Origin of the sequence: Flavobacterium soli DSM 19725, from assembly GCF_000422705.1 — a bacterium.
GTDB lineage: Bacteria > Bacteroidota > Bacteroidia > Flavobacteriales > Flavobacteriaceae > Flavobacterium > Flavobacterium soli.
The window spans coordinates 88,282-111,826 of the sequence record NZ_AUGO01000003.1 but is presented as its reverse complement, the minus strand read 5'-3'; the positions used below and the strand labels follow the sequence as shown (position 1 = coordinate 111,826).

The 23,545-nt window shown below is 35.7% G+C and carries 18 protein-coding genes; 14 read left to right on the top strand and 4 right to left on the bottom strand.

Going from position 1 to position 23,545, the window contains the following annotated elements:
* Positions 1-22 precede the first annotated feature (22 nt).
* On the top strand, positions 23-2,698 hold the full coding sequence (gene metH, locus G508_RS0105945) for a methionine synthase (RefSeq protein WP_026704456.1): 2,676 nt from the start codon (positions 23-25) through the stop codon (positions 2,696-2,698).
* 72 nt (positions 2,699-2,770) lie between these two features.
* Complete coding sequence (gene metF, locus G508_RS0105940) at positions 2,771-3,727, top strand: methylenetetrahydrofolate reductase [NAD(P)H] (RefSeq protein WP_026704455.1); 957 nt, start codon at positions 2,771-2,773, stop codon at positions 3,725-3,727.
* A gap of 224 nt (positions 3,728-3,951) precedes the next feature.
* On the opposite strand, the gene G508_RS0105935 is transcribed toward metF, so the two are convergent.
* The 3 genes from G508_RS0105935 to gldA all read right to left on the bottom strand — a co-directional run bounded on the left by G508_RS0105935 (position 3,952) and on the right by gldA (position 6,194).
* Entirely contained in the window at positions 3,952-4,605 is a 654-nt protein-coding gene (locus tag G508_RS0105935; protein ID WP_026704454.1) for an XAC2610-related protein, read from the bottom strand.
* Between the two features lie 78 nt (positions 4,606-4,683).
* Positions 4,684-5,136, bottom strand: a complete 453-nt coding sequence (locus tag G508_RS0105930; RefSeq protein WP_026704453.1) for a hypothetical protein — start codon at positions 5,134-5,136, stop codon at positions 4,684-4,686.
* Positions 5,137-5,297: 161 nt separating this feature from the next.
* Positions 5,298-6,194, bottom strand: a complete 897-nt coding sequence (gldA, locus tag G508_RS0105925; protein ID WP_026704452.1) for a gliding motility-associated ABC transporter ATP-binding subunit GldA — start codon at positions 6,192-6,194, stop codon at positions 5,298-5,300.
* A gap of 312 nt (positions 6,195-6,506) precedes the next feature.
* Here gldA and G508_RS0105920 point away from each other — a divergent pair, with 312 nt between their 5' ends.
* The 12 genes from G508_RS0105920 to queA all read left to right on the top strand — a co-directional run bounded on the left by G508_RS0105920 (position 6,507) and on the right by queA (position 22,437).
* On the top strand, positions 6,507-7,334 hold the full coding sequence (locus tag G508_RS0105920) for a prephenate dehydratase (RefSeq protein ID WP_026704451.1): 828 nt from the start codon (positions 6,507-6,509) through the stop codon (positions 7,332-7,334).
* Complete coding sequence (locus G508_RS0105915; RefSeq protein WP_026704450.1) at positions 7,331-8,488, top strand: pyridoxal phosphate-dependent aminotransferase; 1,158 nt, start codon at positions 7,331-7,333, stop codon at positions 8,486-8,488. Before G508_RS0105920 ends, G508_RS0105915 begins: the two co-directional genes overlap by 4 nt.
* A 286-nt stretch (positions 8,489-8,774) precedes the next feature.
* Positions 8,775-9,857, top strand: coding sequence for a bifunctional 3-deoxy-7-phosphoheptulonate synthase/chorismate mutase type II (locus G508_RS0105910; RefSeq protein WP_026704449.1), 1,083 nt, complete (start codon positions 8,775-8,777; stop codon positions 9,855-9,857).
* Positions 9,858-9,991: 134 nt separating this feature from the next.
* Positions 9,992-13,492 carry a VIT domain-containing protein gene (locus G508_RS20220; RefSeq protein WP_026704448.1) on the top strand — a complete coding sequence of 1,167 codons (3,501 nt, stop codon included), beginning with the start codon at positions 9,992-9,994 and terminating at the stop codon, positions 13,490-13,492.
* A 128-nt stretch (positions 13,493-13,620) separates the two neighbouring features.
* Positions 13,621-14,601, top strand: a complete 981-nt coding sequence (gene rsgA, locus G508_RS0105900; protein WP_026704447.1) for a ribosome small subunit-dependent GTPase A — start codon at positions 13,621-13,623, stop codon at positions 14,599-14,601.
* Between the two features lie 69 nt (positions 14,602-14,670).
* Positions 14,671-15,123: a D-aminoacyl-tRNA deacylase gene (gene dtd, locus G508_RS0105895; RefSeq protein WP_026704446.1), complete on the top strand. Its 453-nt coding sequence runs from the start codon at positions 14,671-14,673 to the stop codon at positions 15,121-15,123.
* A gap of 51 nt (positions 15,124-15,174) precedes the next feature.
* Complete coding sequence (locus tag G508_RS0105890) at positions 15,175-17,076, top strand: DUF3857 domain-containing protein (RefSeq protein WP_026704445.1); 1,902 nt, start codon at positions 15,175-15,177, stop codon at positions 17,074-17,076.
* A 10-nt stretch (positions 17,077-17,086) separates the two neighbouring features.
* Positions 17,087-19,033, top strand: coding sequence for a DUF3857 domain-containing protein (locus tag G508_RS0105885; RefSeq protein ID WP_026704444.1), 1,947 nt, complete (start codon positions 17,087-17,089; stop codon positions 19,031-19,033).
* 1 nt (position 19,034) lies between these two features.
* Complete coding sequence (locus G508_RS0105880) at positions 19,035-19,361, top strand: nucleotide pyrophosphohydrolase (protein ID WP_026704443.1); 327 nt, start codon at positions 19,035-19,037, stop codon at positions 19,359-19,361.
* 50 nt (positions 19,362-19,411) lie between these two features.
* A complete protein-coding gene (locus G508_RS0105875; protein WP_026704442.1) occupies positions 19,412-19,921 on the top strand; it encodes a hypothetical protein in 510 nt (169 codons plus the stop codon).
* Positions 19,922-19,978: 57 nt separating this feature from the next.
* Complete coding sequence (gene aroA / locus G508_RS0105870; protein WP_026704441.1) at positions 19,979-21,232, top strand: 3-phosphoshikimate 1-carboxyvinyltransferase; 1,254 nt, start codon at positions 19,979-19,981, stop codon at positions 21,230-21,232.
* Positions 21,233-21,387: 155 nt separating this feature from the next.
* Complete coding sequence (gene queA, locus G508_RS0105865; protein WP_026704440.1) at positions 21,388-22,437, top strand: tRNA preQ1(34) S-adenosylmethionine ribosyltransferase-isomerase QueA; 1,050 nt, start codon at positions 21,388-21,390, stop codon at positions 22,435-22,437.
* A gap of 85 nt (positions 22,438-22,522) precedes the next feature.
* On the opposite strand, the gene galE is transcribed toward queA, so the two are convergent.
* Positions 22,523-23,536, bottom strand: coding sequence for a UDP-glucose 4-epimerase GalE (galE, locus tag G508_RS0105860; protein ID WP_026704439.1), 1,014 nt, complete (start codon positions 23,534-23,536; stop codon positions 22,523-22,525).
* Positions 23,537-23,545: the final 9 nt, after the last annotated feature.

Here is a 23,545-nt window from a genome sequence, read left to right as displayed (position 1 = left end):
AAATCTGTGTTCAAATAAAAATATGTCAAGAACAAACAAAATAAATTTACAACTTTCAGGCTTAGAACCGCTCTTCATTACAGAAGAATCTATTTTCGTGAATGTTGGCGAACGTACCAATGTAACTGGTTCGCGTAAATTTCTCCGATTGATTAAGGAAGAAAAATACAACGAAGCACTTTCCGTTGCGAGAGAACAAGTAGAAGGTGGTGCACAAATCATCGATGTCAATATGGACGAAGGAATGCTCGACGGTGTTTATGCCATGACCAAATTCCTAAACCTAATCGCCGCCGAACCAGATATTGCCCGAGTTCCCATAATGATCGACAGTTCCAAATGGGAAATCATTGAAGCGGGACTAAAAGTGGTGCAAGGAAAAGCCGTTGTAAATTCCATTTCGCTCAAAGAAGGAAAAGAAACCTTCATCCATCATGCCAAATTAATCAAACGATATGGTGCTGCGGTAATTGTTATGGCTTTCGACGAAGATGGTCAAGCCGATACCTACGAAAGACGAATCGAAATCTGCAAGAGGAGTTATGATATTTTGGTAAATGAAGTTCATTTTCCGGCACAAGACATCATTTTTGATCCAAATATCTTTCCGGTTGCAACCGGAATGGACGAACATAAATTGAACGCTTTGGATTTTTTCAGGGCTACAAAATGGATCCGTGAAAATCTTCCGTATGCCAATATTTCGGGTGGTGTGAGTAATGTTTCGTTCTCGTTCCGAGGCAATGATACCGTTCGGGAGGCGATGCATTCGGCTTTCTTGTATCACGCCATTTTAAACGGAATGACAATGGGAATCGTAAATCCAGAGATGCTTGAGATTTACGACGAAATTGACAAAACACTTTTAGAGCATGTTGAAGATGTTCTTTTAAATAGGAGAGACGATGCCACTGAACGACTTCTAGATTTAGCCGAAACCTTCAAAGGTGATTTCAAGGTAAACGAAAAAGCGATTGCCGAATGGCGAAATGGCTCGGTTCAAGAACGATTGACGCATTCATTGGTAAAAGGAATCGATGAGTTTATCGAAATCGATGTTGAAGAAGCCAGGGTAAATTCCGCGAAAGCGATAGAAGTGATCGAGGTTAACTTGATGGCGGGAATGAATGTTGTTGGAGATTTATTCGGAAGCGGAAAAATGTTTCTGCCACAGGTTGTAAAATCGGCTCGTGTAATGAAAAAAGCGGTGGCTTATTTACTTCCATTCATCGAAGCCCAAAAAGAAGGAAAATCTTCTTCGGCTGGAAAAGTCTTGATGGCAACCGTAAAAGGTGACGTACACGATATCGGAAAAAATATTGTAGCTGTAGTTTTAGGCTGTAATAATTTCGAGATTATCGATTTAGGTGTGATGGTACCACCGGAAAAAATCATCCAAGCAGCCGTTGAACATAATGTCGATATTATCGGATTGAGCGGATTGATCACGCCTTCGCTCGACGAAATGGTCTATCTGGCGAAAGAATTGGATAAATTAAACATAAAAATTCCAATCATGATTGGTGGTGCAACCACTTCAAGGGCTCATACTGCCGTGAAAATTGCACCAGAATATAAGGAAACTGTGGTTCATGTAAACGATGCTTCGCGTGCCGTAACAGTAGCAAGTAATTTGTTGCAGGCCGAAACCAAAGAAGGTTATGTGAAAGCCATTCGAGAGGAATATGACAAGTTACGTGACGGTTATCTGAACAGAAGCCGTGACAAGAATTTCCATTCGATTGAAGAAGCCCGAAAGAATAAATTGAAACTCGATTGGGATAATTTCACACCCGTAAAACCAAATTTCATCGGAATAAAAACTATCGAAGTGGAACTTTTGGAACTGGTAGATTTTATAGACTGGACTCCCTTTTTCCAATCATGGGAATTGTATGGAAAATATCCCGCCATCCTAACCGATGAGGTTGTGGGCGAACAAGCAACGAGTTTATTTGCCGATGCTCAAGAAATGCTACAAAAAATAGTTTCGGAAAAATGGCTTACCGCCAAAGGAATTCTAGGGATTTTTCCAGCGAATACAATCAACGATGATGATATAGAACTGACAACCGACAACCGACAACTGACAACTTTCCTGACGTTGAGGCAACAATCCCAGAAAACCGCTGGTGCTCCAAACATCGCATTGTCAGATTTCATAGCTCCAAAAGATTCTGGAAAACAAGATTACATCGGTTGTTTTTGCGTAACAACAGGCTTTGGTGTAGATGAAAAAGCAGCAGAGTTTGAAAAACAATTAGACGATTATAATTCGATTCTCGTGAAAGCACTCGGTGATCGTTTTGCGGAAGCGTTTGCCGAATATCTACACTTGAAAGTGAGAAAAGAAATTTGGGGTTATGCATCAGATGAAAATCTATCCAATCAGGAATTAATCAAAGAAGAGTACAAAGGAATCCGACCAGCACCAGGCTATCCAGCTTGTCCTGACCATTTAGAAAAACCAACCATCTGGAAATTATTAAATGTAGAACAAGAAATAGGAGTAACCCTGACCGAAATTATGGCAATGTGGCCCGCTTCATCCGTTTCGGGATATTATTTTGGACATCCGGAAAGCAAGTATTTCGGACTCGGAAAAATAAAAGAAGATCAAGTGATAGATTATGCCAAACGTAGAGGAATTTCTACCGAAATGGCAATGAAATGGCTTTCGCCGAATATAGCAGATTAATATAGGTAATGGGTTTAGGGTGTAAGGTATAAGGTTGCCAACACCCAACACCTAGTACCCAACACCTAAAATATGAAAGTAACAGAACACATAGAAAATGCCAACGGGAAATCTTTATTTTCTTTCGAAATATTACCTCCGTTAAAAGGCCAAAACATCCAATCTATTTTTGATAGCATCGATCCTTTGATGGAATTCAATCCGCCGTTTATTGATGTGACCTATCATCGGGAGGAATATGAATTCAAGGAATTGCCGAGCGGTTTGTTGCAAAAGAAAATCGTCAAGAAACGTCCGGGAACAGTGGGGATTTGTGCAGGAATCCAAAATAAATATGACGTAGATGCCATTCCGCATATCCTTTGTGGTGGTTTCACGAAGGAAGATACCGAGAACCTTTTGATCGATTTGGATTTCCTTGGAATTGATAACGTGGTGGCACTGCGAGGTGATGCTTTGAAAAACGAAATTTACTTCAAGCCCGAAAAAGAAGGTAACCAATATGCATCCGAACTGGTTACTCAAATCAGCAATTTGAATAAGGGAATCTATCTGGACGAAGAGTTGCAAAATTCGTCCTGTACCAATTTTTGCATTGGTGTTGCAGGTTATCCAGAAAAGCACATGGAAGCTCCAAGTATGGACAGCGACATCCATTTTTTAAAACAAAAAATAAAAAACGGAGCGACTTATATCATCACGCAAATGTTTTTTGACAACAAGAAATTCTTCGATTTTGTAGCCAAATGCAGGAAAGAAGGCATCACGGTGCCAATTATTCCGGGATTAAAACCCATTGCAACCAAGAAACAACTAAATTTGATCCCACATCGCTTCAAGGTCGATTTGCCTGACGATTTGATCATGGAAGTCGTTCGTGCAAGTGATGCCGAAGCCGTAAAACAAATAGGAATCGAGTGGTGCATCAACCAAAGTAAGGAATTAATGCAGGCGGGAATCCCCGTTTTACATTATTATTCTATGGGAAAAGCTGAAAATATAAAGGCAATTGCCAAGGCAGTTTTTTAAAGATAAGCATTTTAAATTACCTCTAATTTAAATTCAAAAACCCTTCTGAAATTGTTTTTAGATTTTTAGAAGGGTTTTTATCTTGTAAATAACGTTTTGCCGCTTTGCGAAGGCGGGATTTTCAGCACTAAACTTCATTAGATGCACAAAACTTAAATTTAGCACTTCTCTGTCATAGAATCACGAAACCTACGCTTTTGCAACGGCTGTTGTGTGCTGTTTTTTTATTCTTTTAGTGTGTCGGTTCTTTGTTCTACAATTTTTTCGTTTATTATTTTTTGGTAATATATAATCCTCATTCCGGTTGTGTCATTAGGGTAGTAATCCCTTTCGGTTATTTCTTCTCTAAATTTTATTTTTCCGTTTTTGTCGAAATGGTGTTTTTTATAATATACGTTTTCCATATCCCATTCGTGTGTTGTCAAAATTTTATTGATACTATCTATTTCGTCAATAACTGGGGCAGATAATTCAGAATGTTCAAAAGTTTTGGTTTCATCGTTGAAAAGCATAATAATAGTTGCACTTGTCATTGGCATACTGCCATATTCATAAAGGGTAAAATCTTTATACCCGTCAAAATTAAAATCATCAAAATGGCGTTTGTTTATGCTGTCAAAATAGGTTTCAGATTTGTAATCATAGTTTTCTTCATATTTTGGCTGATACTCATATTCTAAAAGTAGTTTTTTTGTTTTATAATCGTACAATTTCATTGTAATTTCAAGTCCACCATAATGGTAAATAACAAAAAAATGTTCCCAATAACATAAAAGTTTATTTAATAAAAATGGGGTACTTATTTTAGAAAGCGTATCGGCTTTGTATTCGGGTAGTTCTTCGGTAGCAACAGTATCAGCAACAACAACTTTTTCCATAGGGGAATTATTTTGTACAGCATTTTTACAACTTGCTACAAGTAGAATAATAAATATGTAAATGAGTTTTTTCAAAGGTTAAATTCCGTAATTTTCGTTACTGCATTTTTTTACTTTTCGTTTGGCTATTTTTTCAAATTTACCAATTTTTCTATTCGCACGCCACGCTTTTTTAATTTTGGTGTAAAATTCATTGCCATTGTTTGTGTCTTTTATAAGGGCAATAATTTCATTATCAACACCTTTATTTGTATGACAATATTCTGTTAGTTTGTTTCCTTGCAATTCTTTCTTGTTAATTTCTACAATATCAATTATAATTTTTTGTGAATTTTCTACTTTGAAAAATAACAGGAAAATTTTAGTTTCATAATGAGAAAATGCAACACCAAAATCTGTGTCAAAATTGCCTTTTTCTAATAAAAATCCGCTTTCGCTTTTTATTTCTTTTCCTATCCAATATTTTTTGTTTGTTTGCTGCGAATAACAAATAGAAGTAAAAAGCACAAATATGTAAAATAGATTTTTCATAGAAGTCTGTCAAAAATTTGAATTTATACGATTTGCGTTAAAATAGCACCCAACAATTGATAAAAACATTAAAAGGATATTACTGACTCTTTTAATCCGTGAAAAATCCGTGACCCGAGACCAAAGGTCAAATCGACGAATTAAATCTGTGTTGAAAAAACTTACTTCTTTGTCATTTCCCTAAACACCGCCTCAAGGTTCTTATTCTTTTGGTTCAGTTGCAAAGTCCTTAAACCATTCGTATTGGCAAAATCAAAAACAATAGGTCGCATATCGCCTTCGGCAACAAAAACCAGTTCCCAGGTCATGTCGTGGATGTTTTTATAGGAAACCAAATTTGGGATTTGGGCAATCAGTTGTTCTTCTATCTTAAAATCAAATTCCACTTCTAGTACTTGCTCTTTCTCGGTCATCAGGTTGTCTAGTTGCTTGTCGGTCACGATTTTTCCGTTGTTGATGATGATCACACGATCACAAATGGCTTCAACTTCCTGCATGATATGTGTGGAAAGAAAAACCGTCTTGTCCTTGCCAACATTCTTGATCAACTGGCGGATTTCTACTAGCTGGTTCGGGTCTAATCCTGTTGTTGGTTCATCCAAAATCAATACATCAGGGTTATGCAACAAGGCATTCGCCAAACCAACACGCTGACGGTAACCTTTAGAAAGTTGCCCAATTTTTTTATGGCTTTCAGGTGTCAAACCGGTTAGGGCGATGACTTCATCGATTCGGGATTTCGCGACCTTATATACATCGGCATTAAAAGCCAAATATTCCTTTACATACAAATCCAAATACAACGGATTATGCTCTGGCAAATAGCCAACCGACTGCTGAACGGCTTTTGGATGTGCATTCACGTCGCTTCCATTCACCGAAGCTGTACCAGAATCAGCATTGATATAAGTGGTAAGGATTTTCATCAAGGTTGATTTTCCGGCACCATTTGGACCAAGAAAACCTACGATTTCTCCTTTTTTTACAGAGAAAGAAATATTGTCCAGTGCCTTTTGTGCACCATAATTTTTAGAGATATTGTTGACTTCTATTGACATAGTGGATGATTTGAAGCAAATGTAATAATTAAATGTGCAATTTCTAAAACGCATTAACTCAATAACGCAAAGCGATAACGTTTTAGTAGATTTTTTAGAAAAAAAGGCAAAACAAATCATCACGCTATAAAATAATTTTCTACTTTAGCCAAACATAAAATTTCAAATGAACACTACATTCAATTTTTTTTACAACAGTTTTTATTTCTTTTGGACGAAGAAAGGGATTGTTGTATAATGATTTGATGAAAAAATAATTTCACCTATTTATAAACAATCCCGATGCAAATCGGGATTTTTTTTTGCTCAAAAATGGATACAAAAATCGCAATTCAGGGAATAAAAGGATCGTTTCACCATCAGGTAGCCGAGGAATATTTCAACAAAAATATGCCACTGGACGAATGTATGTCGTTCGATATCTTGGTAAAAAGCCTTCTAAACAATGAGGCTCAAAAGGGCATCATGGCGTTGGAGAATTCTATCGCAGGTTCGATTATTCCGAATTATGCCTTGATCGACCGAAACAATCTGCACATCATTGGCGAACACTATCTGGACATCCACATGAACTTGATGGCACTCAACGGACAAAAGATTGAGGACATCAAGGAAGTGCATTCACACCCAATAGCCTTGTTGCAATGTGCCGTTTTCTTTGCAAATTATCCGCATATTAAATTGATAGAAAGTGGTGATACTGCCGAAACTGCAAGAAGGATTCAGGAACAAAACCTGATGGGAATTGGAGCCGTTGCAAGCCCCATAGCAGCCAAAATGTACGATTTGGAGATTCTGGCTTCTGGCATTCATACGATAAAAAGCAACAAGACTCGCTTTGTGATTGTAAAGACCCAAAACAAGGAATTGCCAAAGGAGCAAATCAACAAGGCTTCGATAAAATTTGAGTTGGATGACATGCCGGGAAGTCTTGCAACCATTTTGAATGTGATGAACAACTGCAAACTGAATTTGACCAAAATCCAGTCGATGCCTATAATTGAAACGCCTTTCCAGTATTCCTTTTTTGTGGATGTGGTTTTTGAAAAATACAAGCATTATGAAAAAGCCAAGAATATTTTGCAATTGATGACGACCCATTTCAAGGTTTTGGGTGAATATAAAAACGGAAAAATATGATTACTACAGCCAAACGATTAGATACAGTCCAGGAATATTATTTTTCGCACAAGTTGCGACAGGTTCGGCAATTGATGGCGGATGGAAAGCCCATCATCAATATGGGGATTGGTAGTCCGGATTTGGCACCATCCAAAAATGTGATTGAAGCCATTCAAAATACGATGAACGATGATAAAGCCCACGAATACCAGAGTTATCAAGGATTGCCCGAGTTGCGACAAGGCATTGCGACTTTTTATAAGAAACAATTTGGCGTAACGCTTGATTATAATTCAGAAATCTTGCCATTGATGGGTTCCAAGGAAGGAATTATGCATATTTCGATGGCGTTTCTGAACGAAGGTGATGAGGTTTTGATTCCGAATCCCGGATATCCCACTTATGAATCAGTTACGAATCTGGTTCAAGCGAAGGCAGTTTTGTATGATTTGAAAGCAGAAAATAATTGGGAACCCGATTTTGAAGTTTTGGAACAACAGGATTTGTCTAAAGTAAAATTGATGTGGGTGAATTATCCGAATATGCCGACGGGTGCAAATGCTTCGAAAGAACTGCTTGAAAAGTTGGTGGCTTTCGCCAAAAAGCATCAGATCCTTTTGATAAACGACAATCCCTATAGTTTTGTCTTGAACGAGAAACCAATGTCGATTTTGGAGATCGAAGGAGCTAAAGAAGTGGCTTTGGAATTGAATTCGCTGAGTAAGACCTTTAATATGGCAGGTTGGCGTGTCGGGATGGTTTCGGGAAAAGCAGCATTTATTGAGGCAATTTTGAAAGTTAAAAGCAATATGGACAGCGGGATGTTCTATGGCATCCAGAAAGGTGCAGTTGAAGCGTTGAAGTTGGGAAAAGAGTGGTTTGATGCTCAAAATGAAATCTACAGCAGACGAAGAAACTTGATTTTCGAATTGGCTGATAAGCTTGGATGCAGTTATGATAGGAATAGTGTTGGGATGTTTGTTTGGGCGAAATTGCCTTCAAATGTTACATCAGCGGAAGATTTTATTGATGAAATTTTGCTTGAAAAACATGTTTTCATTACACCAGGAACTATTTTCGGAAGCAATGGCGAGGGTTATATTAGGTTTTCGTTGTGTGTGAAAGAGGAGAAGATTCGGGAAGCGATAAAACGTTTCGAGTATCCATCCTAACAGGTTTTCATCCCGAAGCGTCGGGACTGTTAGGTTTTTTCAAACCATTAAGGAATTAAGTTTCATGAAGACCTGACAGGTTTTTAAAACCTGTCGGGTCTGTAGCTAAAAGATTAAAAAGTGCCAAAAGATTTTAAAGTAGCCCCGACAGGAGGGAAAATCCTTTTTATTTTTTTTCTTTAAAAAAATAAAAAGATTTGGAAGGATGGCGGGAACATGGATTAAAGGAAGCCAGAAGTAGAGCTCCTAAAGAAAATAACATAAATTTGTACTAGTAAAATTGATTATGGAAAATAATAAAGCAATGAGGACGTGGTTGGATGATTTTAAATTGTCACATCCATTAGTAATAGCGGGACCTTGCAGTGCAGAAACCGAAGAACAGGTGTTGAAAATAGCCCACGAATTGAAGGATTCGGATGTGAGTATTTACCGTGCCGGAATCTGGAAACCACGAACGCGTCCGGGTGGTTTTGAAGGTGTTGGAGCCATTGGATTAAAATGGTTGCAAAAAGCAAAAGCGGAAACCGGCTTGCTGATGGCGACCGAAGTAGCAAATGCCACCCACGTGAAATTGGCGTTGGAGCATGATATTGATGTGTTGTGGATTGGAGCAAGAACGACTGTAAACCCGTTTGCGGTTCAGGAGATTGCCGATGCATTGGAAAATACAGATAAGATTGTGTTGGTAAAAAATCCTGTAAATCCTGATTTGGCTTTGTGGATTGGTGGTGTGGAGCGTTTGTATAATGCCGGAATTAAAAAATTAGGCGTTATTCACAGAGGATTTTCGACGTATGAAAAAACGAAATACCGCAACATTCCGGAATGGCAGATTGCGATTGAATTGCAGAGCCGTTTCCCGGATTTGCCTTTGATTTGTGATCCTTCACACATTACAGGAAAGCGTGATATGATTCAGGAAGTTTCGCAACAGGCCTTGGATTTGAATTATGACGGTTTGATTATTGAAACGCATATTGATCCCGATAATGCTTGGAGCGATGCAGCTCAACAGGTTACGCCAACGGTTTTGAAGCAGATATTTGCCGATTTGAAGGTGAAGAAAATGACATCTGAGGAAGATGATTTTAATAACGAAATGGCAAAACTTCGAGCCAATATTGATATCGCCGATAGCAAGATTCTGGAAATTCTGGGTAACAGAATGAAAGTTGCCGACCAGATTGGGGCTTTGAAGAAGGCTAAAAATGTAGCAGTCCTTCAAAATAAACGTTGGAACGAAATATTAGGAAAAATGATTCTGGAAGGCGAACAAAAGGGTTTGAGCGAGGAATTTGTTTTGAAATTATTCAAGGCGATTCATCAGGAAAGTATTAGCCATCAGGAAAAGGTGATAAATGGATGATTTTTAAAAGTCAAAATATAATGAATAGCCTGCAGTTTTATACCTGCAGGCTTTTTTTTGAAAAAAAATAAGCATCGTCCCAACCTTTTATAAATTTTTATGCTCTATAAAAATACAACCTTAACTTTCGTGTTATGAAATCAAGAATGAATTTATCCGAAGCCAGAAATTTTCAATCGAATTTGAAATTTTTATTTTATTTTTTATTGTTTTTCGGAACTAAAACTTTTGCTCAAAGTCCGGAGTTTACGGTCAAGGGCGAAGGTTCTGAAAAAGTGCGAATGAGTCAATTATTGGTAAATGTGAAAGTCGTTGGAAACATAGCTTATACAACTGCCGAAATGCACTTTTTTAATTCGAGCAACCGACAAATGGAAGCAGAATTGATTTTTCCATTGCCCGAAAACGTTTCGGTTTCACGATATGCGATTGATATTAATGGCAAAATGCGAGAAGCGGTTCCGGTAAATAAAAATAAAGGGAAACAGGTTTTTGAAGCAATTGAACACCGTCGTGTTGACCCAGGATTATTAGAAAAAGTGGATGGGAATAATTTCAGGACCCGAATTTATCCGTTGATGCCAAATGGCGAACGTATTGTGGTTATTGGTTATGAGGAAGAACTTTCTGCTTTCGATAAAAATAATTTGGCGTATAAATTGGTGAGCCGTTATCCGACAAAATTGGATAAATTTGAAATCAATATTGTGGTTTTTGGAAGTGCTTCTTCGCCAATTCTTGCCGAGAATTCGGTAGATGAAATTTCGTTTTCAAAATGGAACCAATCGTTTCAGGCATCGGTAAAAAAAGAAAATTATCAGCCATCAGAACAATTACTTTTCAAAATTCCAATACAGGAAAATGTGCCGAGTGTGGTGATACAAAACGTGGGTGGCCAGCATTATTTTTATGGAAATACTTTCATTGAAGGAAATAAAATTGCCAAAAAACAGCCCAATTCCATCGGATTAATTTGGGATAATTCCTTGAGTGCCAAAACACGTGATTTGAATAAAGAATTGAATTTATTGGAAGTTTATTTCAACCAAATAAAAAACACGAAAGTCACTTTATACTTTTTAAATTACACTTTTGAAAAACAAAAAGAGTTTGTGATTTCAAACGGAAATTGGACTGAATTAAAATCCGTTTTACAAAATACAAAGTATGACGGCGGAACGCGTTTTTCACAGATAAACCTTCCGAACCACGATGAATACTTGCTTTTCTCTGATGGATTGTCTTCGTTGAGTGAAAATAATTTGCCTAAAACTAAAAAATCGGTTTACACCATTACATCTTCGGTTTCGGCAGATTTTGCTTTTCTGAATTTTTCTTCAATGCAAACAGGTGGCAATTTTATCAATTTGAACCAGTTGAATTTGGAAACGGCTTTGGACAAATTAACCAACAATACTTTAAAATTTCTTGGCATAAAAGAAAATTATACCGTGACCAATTTGTTTCCGATGACAGGAAGTTCGGTTTCGGGAAGCTTTTCATTTTCGGGAATTTCCTTGAATCCAAAAAATGAAATCACACTGTTGTTTGGATATGAAAACGGAGCGATTTTGGAACGAAAAATCACATTAGATGCTTCGGTTCAGAAAACTGATGAGGTGAATATTGAGAAACTTTGGGCCCAGAAAAAAATCGCCAATCTTGATTTGCAATATGCTAAAAATGCCGAAGAAATTGAACTTTTGGGCAAGAAATACGGAATTATCACCAAAAACACGTCGCTGATTGTTTTGGAAGACATACGTGATTATATTGCTTATGATATTGTTCCTCCAACAGAATTACGGGCTGAATTTGACAGAATTAAAAAGCAGGAACAAGAAAGCCGATTGGCCGAACAAAAGAGCAATTGGCAAAATGTAGAACGTTATTTCGCAGAATTGAATTCGTGGTGGAAAAAAGACATCCGATTTGTGAAGCCAAAACCTGCTCCAAAACCAAAAAAAGTAGACAGAAGGAATGCCACAAACGCAAATTCGGGAGTAAATTCCAGCAGAAATTCAACTACTCCAGAAGGATTTATTTCAGGAGTCGTTATTGAAAGTGGTATGCCATTGCCAGGAGTTAGTGTCACATCAGGAAATGAAGGCACCCAAACCGATTTTGACGGAAAATATTCAATTAAAGTACCTGAAAACGGAAGACTTAGATTTGATTATATAGGATTAAAGTCAATAACTGTGAATGTGGGACGAAACAATGAAGTGAATGTGGAAATGGAGGCTAGTTCTTCAAATTTAGAAGAAGTGGTTGTAGTTGGTTACGGAACTCAGAAAATGGAATCAGTAGAGGAAAGTGATTCTGAAATTTCAGAAGATAAATACGAATCTGTAGCTAAAAAATCGATGTCCTATTCTGTTCAAACTATTTCTTCGGAAGAAATATCAAGCAATAAGAGGGAAGATGCTATTCAAAGTTTACAAGGAGAAGTTGCGGGAGTTAACATTTCGTCAGCTGCTGGACAGCCTGGTCAAAATACAACTGTTAGAGTTCGTGGTTTTTCGTCTTTAACAGCAACTAAAGATCCGTTGTATATTTTAGATGGTGTCCCAGTTAATGCAGAAACTTTTAAGAATATAAACTCAAATGATATTGAAAGTATCACTGTTCTAAAAGATGCTTCAGCAACATCACTTTATGGAAATCGTGGAGCAAATGGCGTGATTGTTATGGTTTCAAAAAATGGAGCCAACAATCAAATCATCGAACAAGACCAACCAAAATCTTGGAATCCAGATAGATTGTATTTGAAAGCGTTGGCTTCTGCTCCAAAAGAGAAACAGTATGATTTGTATTTTGAATTGCGAAAATCACAGGAACGAAATCCGAGTTTTTATTTTGATGTAGCTCATTTTTTCTACAATCAAGGCGATGTAAAAAAGGCATTGCAAGTAATCAGCAATATTGCCGATCTAGGATTGGAAAATCACCAACTTTATAAAACCTTGACCTACACTTTGCGTCAATGGTCGTCTTTTGATGATGCTTTATTTACAGCACAACAGATTGTAAAATGGCGGGCTCATGAACCACAAAGTTTGAGAGATTATGCTTTAGCTTTGGAAGATGCTGGAAAAAATCAAGAAGCTTTCGATCAATTAATTAAGGCTTTGGAAGTAAATTATTATGGTGAAATGAGTGGCCAATATGAAGGCGTGGAAGATATTATTTTGATGGACATCAACCGTTTAATGGCTGAAAACAAAAGATTGGATTCGGGTAAGTTAGACAAGAAATACTTTGAAAAAATGCCCGTTGACATCAGGATTATTATGAACTGGAACTTGATGGATGTCGATTTAGATTTGCACATCATTGAACCAACCAACGAAGAATGTTATTATGGTCATCGTGATACACAAGCAGGTGCGAGATTTTCAAAAGATTTTACAGAAGGTTATGGTCCTGAACAATATATGATTCGAAATGCCGTAAAAGGTAAATATCAAATCAAGACAGATTATTATGGCGAAAGCGAATTGACAGAAAGTGGTCCTGCGACAGTTATGGTTGAAATTTATATCACGAAAGCCGGTAAAACAACTAAAACCTTAAAAACAATTCAATTGGGGAAAGTCAAAGAGAATGATATTTTAGCAGAAATCGTGTGGTAAACTTTTCAAATTCAGTTTAGAATTTTAATTTTTAGAGGGCAAAATTACGCTGTTCACAAGTAAATAGCGTAATTTTGTCCTCTTTAAATTTTCAGTTTTAAGTCTGAAATCTAAAATCTAAAATCTGAATGACAGGAACCGTTTATAAATCTACAGGAAGTTGGTACACCGTGAAATCTGAAGAAGGAGATTTTATCGAGTGCCGTATCAAGGGAAAATTCCGCATGAAAGGAATAAAAAGTACCAATCCTATTGCCGTTGGCGATATTGTAGATTTTGAATTGGATGAAACGTCAGATAAAATCACGGGAACGATTCATAAAATTCATGATAGGAAAAATTATATCGTTCGAAAATCAGTGAATTTGTCCCATCAGATGCATATTATTGCTTCTAATATTGATCGGGTTTTTTTATTGGTAACAGTCAATAATCCGCCAACGACTTTTAATTTTATAGACCGCTTTTTGGTAACAGCCGAAGCTTATGGAATCGAGGCGATTTTAGTTTTCAATAAAATTGACACGCTTGACGAAACCACTTTAGACGAACAATTGTATATGCAACACGTCTATCAGGAAATTGGCTACCAATGTCTGCGAGTTTCATCGACTGAGATGAAAGGTGTAGATAAATTAAAGGAACTAATGATTGGAAAAGTGAGTATGTTTTCGGGTCATTCCGGTGTTGGAAAATCCACCTTGGTCAATGCTATGGAACCAACATTGCATTTAAAAACAACTGAAATTTCCGAACAAAGCAAACAAGGTCAACATACAACGACTTTTGCAGAAATGTATGATTTGAGTTTTGATGCACGAATTATTGATACACCTGGAATCAAAGGTTTCGGGATGGTGGATATGGATCCGGCAGAAATCAGCGGTTATTTCCCTGAATTTTTCAAGTTGCAGGACCAATGCAAATTCAACAATTGTTTGCACAAGGAAGAACCACATTGTGCCATTAAAAAAGCACTAGAAAAAGACGAAATTGCTTGGTCACGCTATAGAAGTTACCTTAAAATCTTGGAAGGTGATGACGAACACTATCGAACGGATATCTATAATGATGACCGTATTGCAAGTGATGAAACGAGGAAAAGTTAGCAGTGTTCAGTAACAGTATTCAGTTTTTTAGATACTTCTAAAATCTGCAATCTAAATCTACAATTATAATTGAAAGCCGTCATACAAAGAGTTTCCCAAGCTTCGGTAACTATCGAAGGAGCAATTTCTGCCGAAATAAAAACAGGGCTTCTGGTTTTGGTCGGAATTGAAGATGCAGATTCAGACGATGACATCAATTGGCTTGTTGGAAAAATCATCAACATGCGGATTTTTGGTGATGAAAACGAGGTGATGAATCTGTCAGTTCAAGATGTAAACGGAGATATTATCGTTGTGAGCCAGTTTACCCTTCATGCATCAACAAAAAAAGGAAATCGTCCTTCTTATATCAAGGCTTCAAAACCGGATATTGCCATTCCATTATATGAAAAATTTGTTGCCAAACTAGAATCTGAATTCGGCAAAAAAATCCAAACCGGAAAGTTTGGGGCCGACATGAAAGTGGCACTTTTAAATGATGGCCCAGTGACAATTATCATCGATACTAAAAACAGAGAATAATTTTGTTAATTATTTCTAAAAATTTTATATTTTTGGAGAAATCCAAATTGTATGAAATTTTTCAATTCTATGATATGGCTGTTGATAACTACGGCTTTATATTCTCAAGACATTAGTTATTCCATTTCTGATATACCTTCGGAAATGAAGGAAAATGCAAATGCTGTTGTACGTTTGAGTCAAATAGATGTAAAGATCATCTCAAGAAAATCGATGACTGTAACGACAAAAACCGTAGTTACTATTTTGAATGAAAATGGTTTGGAACACATGGATGCTTCAGAATATTTTGATAAATCGACTAAAATTAAATCGATTGAAGCTACTATATTAAATGAATCAGGAAAAGAAATTAAAAAAATTAAGCGAAAAGATTTTAAAGAGAATTCGATATCTGAAGGTTCGATAATTACTGATAATAGGGTGCTTTATTTGGATTATACAGCAATCCAATATCCGTTTACTCTAATTTTTGAAAGTGAAGTTGAAACTTCAAATACTGCCTTTATAAAGACATGGTATCCAATTCAAGATCATAATATAAGTGTTGAAAAGTCAATAATAACAATTAATTGTATTCCTGAATTAGGATTTAAGTTTAAAGAAAATAATTTTGCCGAATACCCTACTATTAAAAAAGAAATTAGTGGTAATGTAGTTTCTTTCGCAGCTTCGAATTTGAAAGCATTAAAAAATGAAGATTATTCTCCTTCGCTTTCTACTTATGCTCCAAATGTTATGATGGGATTAGATTATTTTCATTTAGAGGGAGTTGATGGAAATGCTAAATCCTGGCAAGAAATGGGAAAATGGTTTTCAGACGAAATTTTATCAGGTACTAGAGAATTATCTGAGGAATCAAAAACAAAAATCAAACACTTAGTGAGTGATGAAAAAGATCCTATAAAGAAGGCAAAAATAGTTTACAATTTTGTTCAAGAAAAAACTAGATATATAAGTATTCAAGAGGGAATTGGTGGTTGGAAGCCAATGAATGCTAAGGATGTTGATCGTTTGGGATATGGAGATTGTAAGGCTCTAACAAATTATACTAAAGCATTGTTAGAGACCGTTGGTGTTCCCTCACATTATGTTAGGCTTTATGGGGATAGGAATAAGAAGAGTGTAGTTGAAGATTTTGTTTCCATGCAAAGTAATCACGTGATTTTAGCGATTCCTAATCAAGAAAACTATATCTGGCTTGAATGTACTAACCAAATAACCCCTTTTGGATTTCAAGGCAAGTTTACCGATGATAGACTTGCTTTGATGTTGAAACCCGAAGGTGGAGAAATCGTTAAAACACATGAATATACTACAAATGAAAATACCCAAATTTCCAAAGGGAACTACTCGATTGATGAAAAAGGACATCTTACTGGAAGTGTATCAATAAAATCAAAAGGAACACAATATGACAATAAATTCATGAACGAAAATAAGTCTTCTGATGATTTAAATAAGTTTTACAAAAGTTATTTTAGTCATATCAATAACTTAAAATTAAAAAAAATTAATTTCTCCAACGATAAAGAGGCAATCGAATTTTCTGAAGAAGTTGCTCTAGATGCTTCAGAATATGCAAATATCACAGGACAAAGATTGATGTTTGCTGTAAATGCGTATAATCCGATTTCTGGAATTCCGTCACGTTATAGAACCAGAAATAATCCATTTGAAATTTCAAGAGGATTTTCAGATTATGATGAAATTGTAATCGATTTTCCAGAAGGATTCGCTATTGAAGCCAAACCTGAAAACTTCGAAGTTAAAGATGTATTTGGTCATTATAAAACTGAATATGTTGTTGTAAATGAGCGACAATTACTCTACAAGCGAACCTACACTGCCAATCCAGGTTATTATGATAAAAAGGATTACGAAAGTTTTAGAAAATTTAGAGAGCAAATTGCAAAAAGCGATAATGCAAAAATCGTATTGGTTAAAAATTAATAATTTACAGATGAAAAAAAATGTCCTTTTAATTTTCGTATTCTTTCTTTCAATAAATTCTTGGGCTCAAAACTATGACTTAGGAAAAGTTTCTATCGAAGAATTACAAGAAAAAAAACACCCTCTAGATAGTTCGGCTGCAGCAGCTATATTATTTAAAACAGGAAAAACATATTTTGATATTGATCCAGAAGGCTATTTTGTTTTAATTAATGAAGTAAAATTTAGAGTTAAAATCTACAAAAAAGAAGGCTACGAATATTCTACAGTCGAAATGCCATATTATAAAGGAGGAAAACAAGTTAGGCTGAGGTTTGATGATGCAGTAACATATAACCTTGTAGGGGATAAAATAGAAAAAACAAAACTGAAAAGTGACGGAGAATTTGAAGAAAAGTTCAATGAAGACTATAACATTAAAAAAATAACATTGCCAAATGTCAAAGAAGGAAGCGTTATTGAATATAAATACACACTGAGAACTCCGTATTATTCTTTTTTTCCAGATTGGTATTTTCAATATTCTATTCCAGTAAATCACGTAGAATATGATGTTAGGATACCACAATATTTTACATATCGAAGATTTTTAAAAGGCTTTTCAGATGTCAAGGCATCAAAGGAAGAAGTGGTGATGGGAATGTCTAGAAGATATAATGAATCAAAAGTGATTTATACTGTTGATAATGTAAAGGCTTTAAAAGCTGAGCCTTATGTTAATAATATGGAGAACTATACTTCCATGTTGCAATACGAGCTAGCTTCCACAAGTTTTCCAAACTCAGGTATTACCAATTATGCAACCGATTGGCAATCTGTTGCGAAAACTATTTATGAACACGAAGATTTTGGAGATGAATTGAATCGAAAATCCTATTTCGAAGAAGATATTGACGCACTTGTAAAGGGTGTAGTAGCAAGAGACGAAAAAATAAATATTATTTTTGATTACGTAAAATCAAGGATGAATTGGAACGAAAAAAACAGCTATTATTGTGATGCAGGAGTTAAAAAAGCATATGCCGAGAAAGTAGGAAATGTGGCCGAAATAAATTTGATGCTTGTCGCGATGTTGCGTCATGCCCAAATAAATGCAAATCCAGTGTTAGTTAGCACGCGTTCTAATGGAATAGCTTTGTATCCCAATCGAGGAGCTTATAATTATGTTATTGCAGCAGTAGAATTAGAAAATAACAAGCAAATATTTCTAGATGCAACAACTAAAAATGCTTTGCCTAATTTATTGCCAATAAGAGTTTTAAACTGGAATGGTCGATTGATTCGAGAAAATAAAACATCAGAAGAAGTAGATTTGATGCCTAAAATTAATTCTAAAGAAGTGATTAATGTTTTGGCTTCAATTGATGCAGAAGGAAACGTTTCAGGTAAAGCTAGAGATCAATATTTTGATTATAATAGTTATATCTTTAGAGAAAACTACTTGTCGGTAGCCAAAGATAGCTATATTGAAAGTTTAGAAAAACGGTATGATGGTTTGGAAATTGGTGAATATAGTGTAGCCAATGAAAAAGAATTGTCAAAACCAATTGTAGAAACCTTTGATTTTACAAATTCAAATCTTGTAGAAAAAATTGGAGATAAGATTTATTTTTCACCCATGCTATATTACGTTCGAAAGGAAAATCCTTTTAAAGAAGAAGTAAGACAGTTTCCTGTTGATTTTATTTTTCCTTACCAAGATAAATATACCTTTACAATCAGTATTCCAGAAGGTTATGTGGTTGAATCAGTTCCAACGCCATTATCCATAGCAATGGAAGAAAATATTGCTCTTTTTAAATATAATATTACAAATTCAGGAAGTCAAATTCAACTAGCCATAATTTTTGACATGAACTATTCTAATATTCCTTCAGATTATTATTTATCACTAAAGGATTTTTACAAAAAAATGATCGAAAAACAAAACGAAAAAATAGTCCTCAAAAAAGTATAAAATGAACTTAGAAAACGCCCAACTAGAAGTTGATAATTGGATAAAAGATCACGGTGTTCGGTATTTTAATGAACTAACTAATATGGCCCAGCTTACCGAAGAAGTTGGCGAAGTGGCTCGAATTATAGCGCGACGATATGGAGAACAATCAGAGAAAGAATCCGATAAAAATAAAGACCTTGGAGAGGAGTTAGCCGATGTTGTTTTTGTAGTTTTGTGCTTGGCGAATCAAACCGGAATTAACTTGCAGGAAGCCTTCGATAAAAAGCTTGACTTGAAGTCAAATCGGGATAAGGATCGTCATAAGAACAATGAGAAATTAAAGTAATGCAGATTGTGTTTTATAAAAGTCGAAACAAAAAGTTATATTTTAATGGTATGAAAAAACTTTTATGGATTTTTTTTCTTGTTCCCCTGATGGTTTACTCGCAAGATACGAAAGATGATCACTTTTGCTTAGGAATACAATGGGGCGGTTATTCAAATTTTGGAGACTGGAAAGAAAATGGAATTAACTTTGGTTTTGAACTAGCATATAAAAAAAATAATTTATACTACAGTGCTGTATTTACAGCAGGAATCGGTGTTAGTGTCAATAAATTCAGCAGGGATGCTTATTTTCAGGGATTAGCAGAGGTAGACTTGTTTGTAGGCAAAAAATATAAAGTTCTACCAAAAGCTTCGGTCATGCCACAAATTGGAGTCGGTTTTTTACATTATACTAATCATTTTCAGGAAGAACCACAAAATGCTATTGGTTTGCCCATTCAAGTTAAATTACTATTTTATGAAAGTAGAAAGTTTGGAATAGGTATCATTCCAAAAGCATTTTTTAATAAAGTTCAAAATAATTACTCATTAAATCTAACCGCACAATTCAATTTGTGATTTTTTCAAATTACTATTCCAATTAGTACCAAATCCTTAGCATTTTTTCCTAATCATATGAATTTAAGCTTGTATTGTTCAAAAGTTAAACTTCAATCCTCCATAAAAATAACAGGTTCCAAATCTGAAACCAATCGCATGTTGCTACTTCGAGCGTTGTATTCACAACTAAGTTTAGAAAACACCTCTAATTCTGATGATTCAGAAGTCATGCTAAATGTGTTGCAAAACTTCCAACTTTCTACCGAAACTTCGGAATCCAACTCCCAATTCTACGATATTCATCATGCGGGAACAGCCATGCGATTTTTGACTGCATTTTTCGCCATTCAAGAAAATAGAGAAGTGGTATTGACGGGTTCATCCCGAATGAAAGAACGTCCCATCAAGATTTTGGTCGATGCATTAATACAGCTAGGAGCCGAAATTTCGTATGAAGAAAATGAAGGCTTTCCGCCAATAAAAATCAAAGGAAAAAGACTAACGAATCATAAAGTTTCGCTTCTAGCCAATACTAGCAGCCAATATATTTCGGCACTTTTATTAATCGCCCCCCAACTTGAAAACGGACTAGAATTAACGCTCGAAGGTGAAATAACCTCAGTTCCTTACATAAAAATGACCTTGGCCTTGCTAAACGAAATTGGGGTGGTAACTTCTTTTACAGGAAATACAATTACCGTAAAAAAACTCATAACTCATAACTCACAACTCATAACCGTAGAGTCTGACTGGAGTTCGGCTTCCTACTTCTATTCTATCGTTGCTTTATCAGAAAGTGGAACCGAAATTACACTTTCAAGTTATAAGAAAGACAGCCTTCAAGGCGATTCCGCCTTAGTGGAAATCTATAAAAATTTTGGAATAGAAACAGTTTTCAATGATGATAAATCAATTACAATTAAAAAAGCGATAACCAAAAATCAAGAATCTGCAATCTTCAATCTTAATGATGCTCCAGATATCGCCCAAACTATTGCTGTAACTTGCTTCGGACTAGGAATTGGATGTCATTTAACCGGACTTCATACGCTGAAAATAAAAGAGACAGATCGATTAGAAGCTTTAAAAACTGAATTGTCAAAACTTGGGGCAAGTATTGAGGTTACAAACGACAGTCTGACTTTAGAAGCATCAGATGATATAATCTCAAATATAGAAATCTCGACCTATAATGATCATCGAATGGCAATGGCATTTGCTCCTTTGGCTTTAAAAACGGACATTATAATCAAAGATGCAGAAGTAGTTTCGAAGTCGTTTCCTGATTTTTGGGAAGATTTGAAAAGCATCGGATTTCAAATAAGTTAAATCAAAAACCTTTGTGAATTGGCGTGTTTTGGGCAATCTTAAAAATAAACTCCAAAACACTTGACAACGCCTGTCTCACAATCGTATATTTGCACACGATTCAAATTTTAGGTAATCCAATCTAAAAATCTGAAATCTAAAATCTAAAATGTATTATGAAATTATCACACTTCAATTTTAATTTACCAAAAGAACTTCTTGCAGAATACCCAGCCGAAAATAGAGATGAATCACGTTTAATGGTGATCAACCGTGAAAAGAAAACCATCGAGCATAAAATGTTTAAAGATGTTATTGATTATTTCGATGAAGGAGATGTGCTGATTCTGAATAACACCAAAGTTTTTCCAGCTCGTTTATACGGAAACAAAGAAAAAACAGGTGCAAGAATCGAAGTTTTTTTATTGAGAGAACTAAATGCGGAACAAAGATTATGGGATGTTTTGGTCGATCCAGCTCGTAAAATTAGAATTGGTAACAAATTATATTTTGGAGACGATGATTCATTGGTTGCCGAAGTAATCGACAATACAACTTCTCGTGGAAGAACGTTGCGTTTTCTTTATGATGGATCTTATGAAGAATTCAGAAATAAATTGACTGAACTTGGAGAAACTCCAATCCCAAAATACATCAACCGCGAAGTAACTCCTGATGATGCTGAACGTTACCAAACGATTTATGCAAAAGAAGAAGGAGCTGTTGCAGCACCAACTGCTGGTTTGCACTTTTCAAGACATTTGCTAAAAAGACTGGAAATTAAAGGTGTAGATTTTGCAGAAGTAACGCTTCATGTAGGTCTAGGAACTTTTAATCCAGTTGAAGTTGAGGATTTGTCTAAACACAAGATGGATTCTGAAGAGTTGAAAATCACTCAGGAAGCTTGTGATATTGTGAATAACGCTAAAGCGAAAAAGAAACGAATTTGTGCCGTTGGAACGACTTCTATGAGAGCCATTGAGAGCTCGGTTTCTTCAGGAAGAACACTAAATCCTTATGATGGATGGACGAATAAATTTATTTTTCCTCCACACGATTTTAGTATTGCAGATTGTATGATTACTAATTTTCATACACCAAAATCAACTTTATTGATGATGATCTCGGCATTTTGCGGTCATGATTTAATGAAGAAAGCCTATGAAGAAGCGATCAAAGAAGAGTATAAATTCTATTCTTATGGAGATGCGATGTTGATCATCTAATCTAAATACTTACTATACAATAAAAAAATCCCGTCTGAATTTTTTCACGACGGGATTTTTATTTTTTTTTTTAGCAGATGAATAACTAGCTTCTGATTTTCTTCTCCCATTTCCAGGCAGATTCCAAAGCTTCTTCTAAGGTAGATTGTGCATTCCATCCTAAAGTTTCATTAGCCTTTGTGGTATTGGCGAAAGCCTCAACAACATCGCCTTCTCTTCGTGCTACGATTTTATAATTTAATTTTTGACCACTCACTTTTTCAAAAGCATTGATGACTTCCAAAACCGAGCTTCCGGTTCCAGTCCCTAAATTGAAGGTTTCCACTTTTTCTTGATTTTTCTTGTCCAGCAATCTTTGCAAGGCAACCACATGGGCTTTCGCCAAATCAACTACGTGAATATAATCCCGAATGCATGTTCCATCAGAAGTTGGATAATCTGAACCAAAAACCGAAAGTTCTTTTCTCAAACCGATAGCAGTTTGGGTAATAAAGGGAACAAGATTTTGTGGAACACCAATTGGCAATTCACCTAATTCAGCAGTTGGATGAGCTCCAATTGGATTGAAGTATCTTAAAAGAATAGCATTGATATTGGAAACTTTGGCTACATCGATAATGATTTCTTCACCAATTTGCTTGGTGTTTCCATAAGGTGACATGGCCTGCTGAACGGGTGCATTTTCGGTAATGGGCATCAATTCGGCTTGACCGTAAACTGTACAAGATGAACTAAAAATAAAGCTTGCTTCTGGTTTTTGTTGCAATTCCTGTAACAAATAAATTAAAGTGTTGAGGTTGTTTTCATAGTAAAGAAGCGGATTTTCTACACTTTCGCCAACTGCTTTAGAAGCTGCAAAATGAATCACTCCAACAATATCAGTATGTTTTGCAAAAAACTCCCGAACCGCTATTTTCTCTCTTAAATCTAATTTTTCAAAAACAGGTTTTTTTCGCGTTATATTGAAAATTCCATTCAAAACTTCTTCGGATGAATTGGATAAATTGTCGATAATTACAACCTCAAAGCCTTCATTTTGCAGTTCAACAACCGTGTGCGAACCAATAAAGCCCAAACCTCCTGTTACCAGTATTTTCATATTATTAAT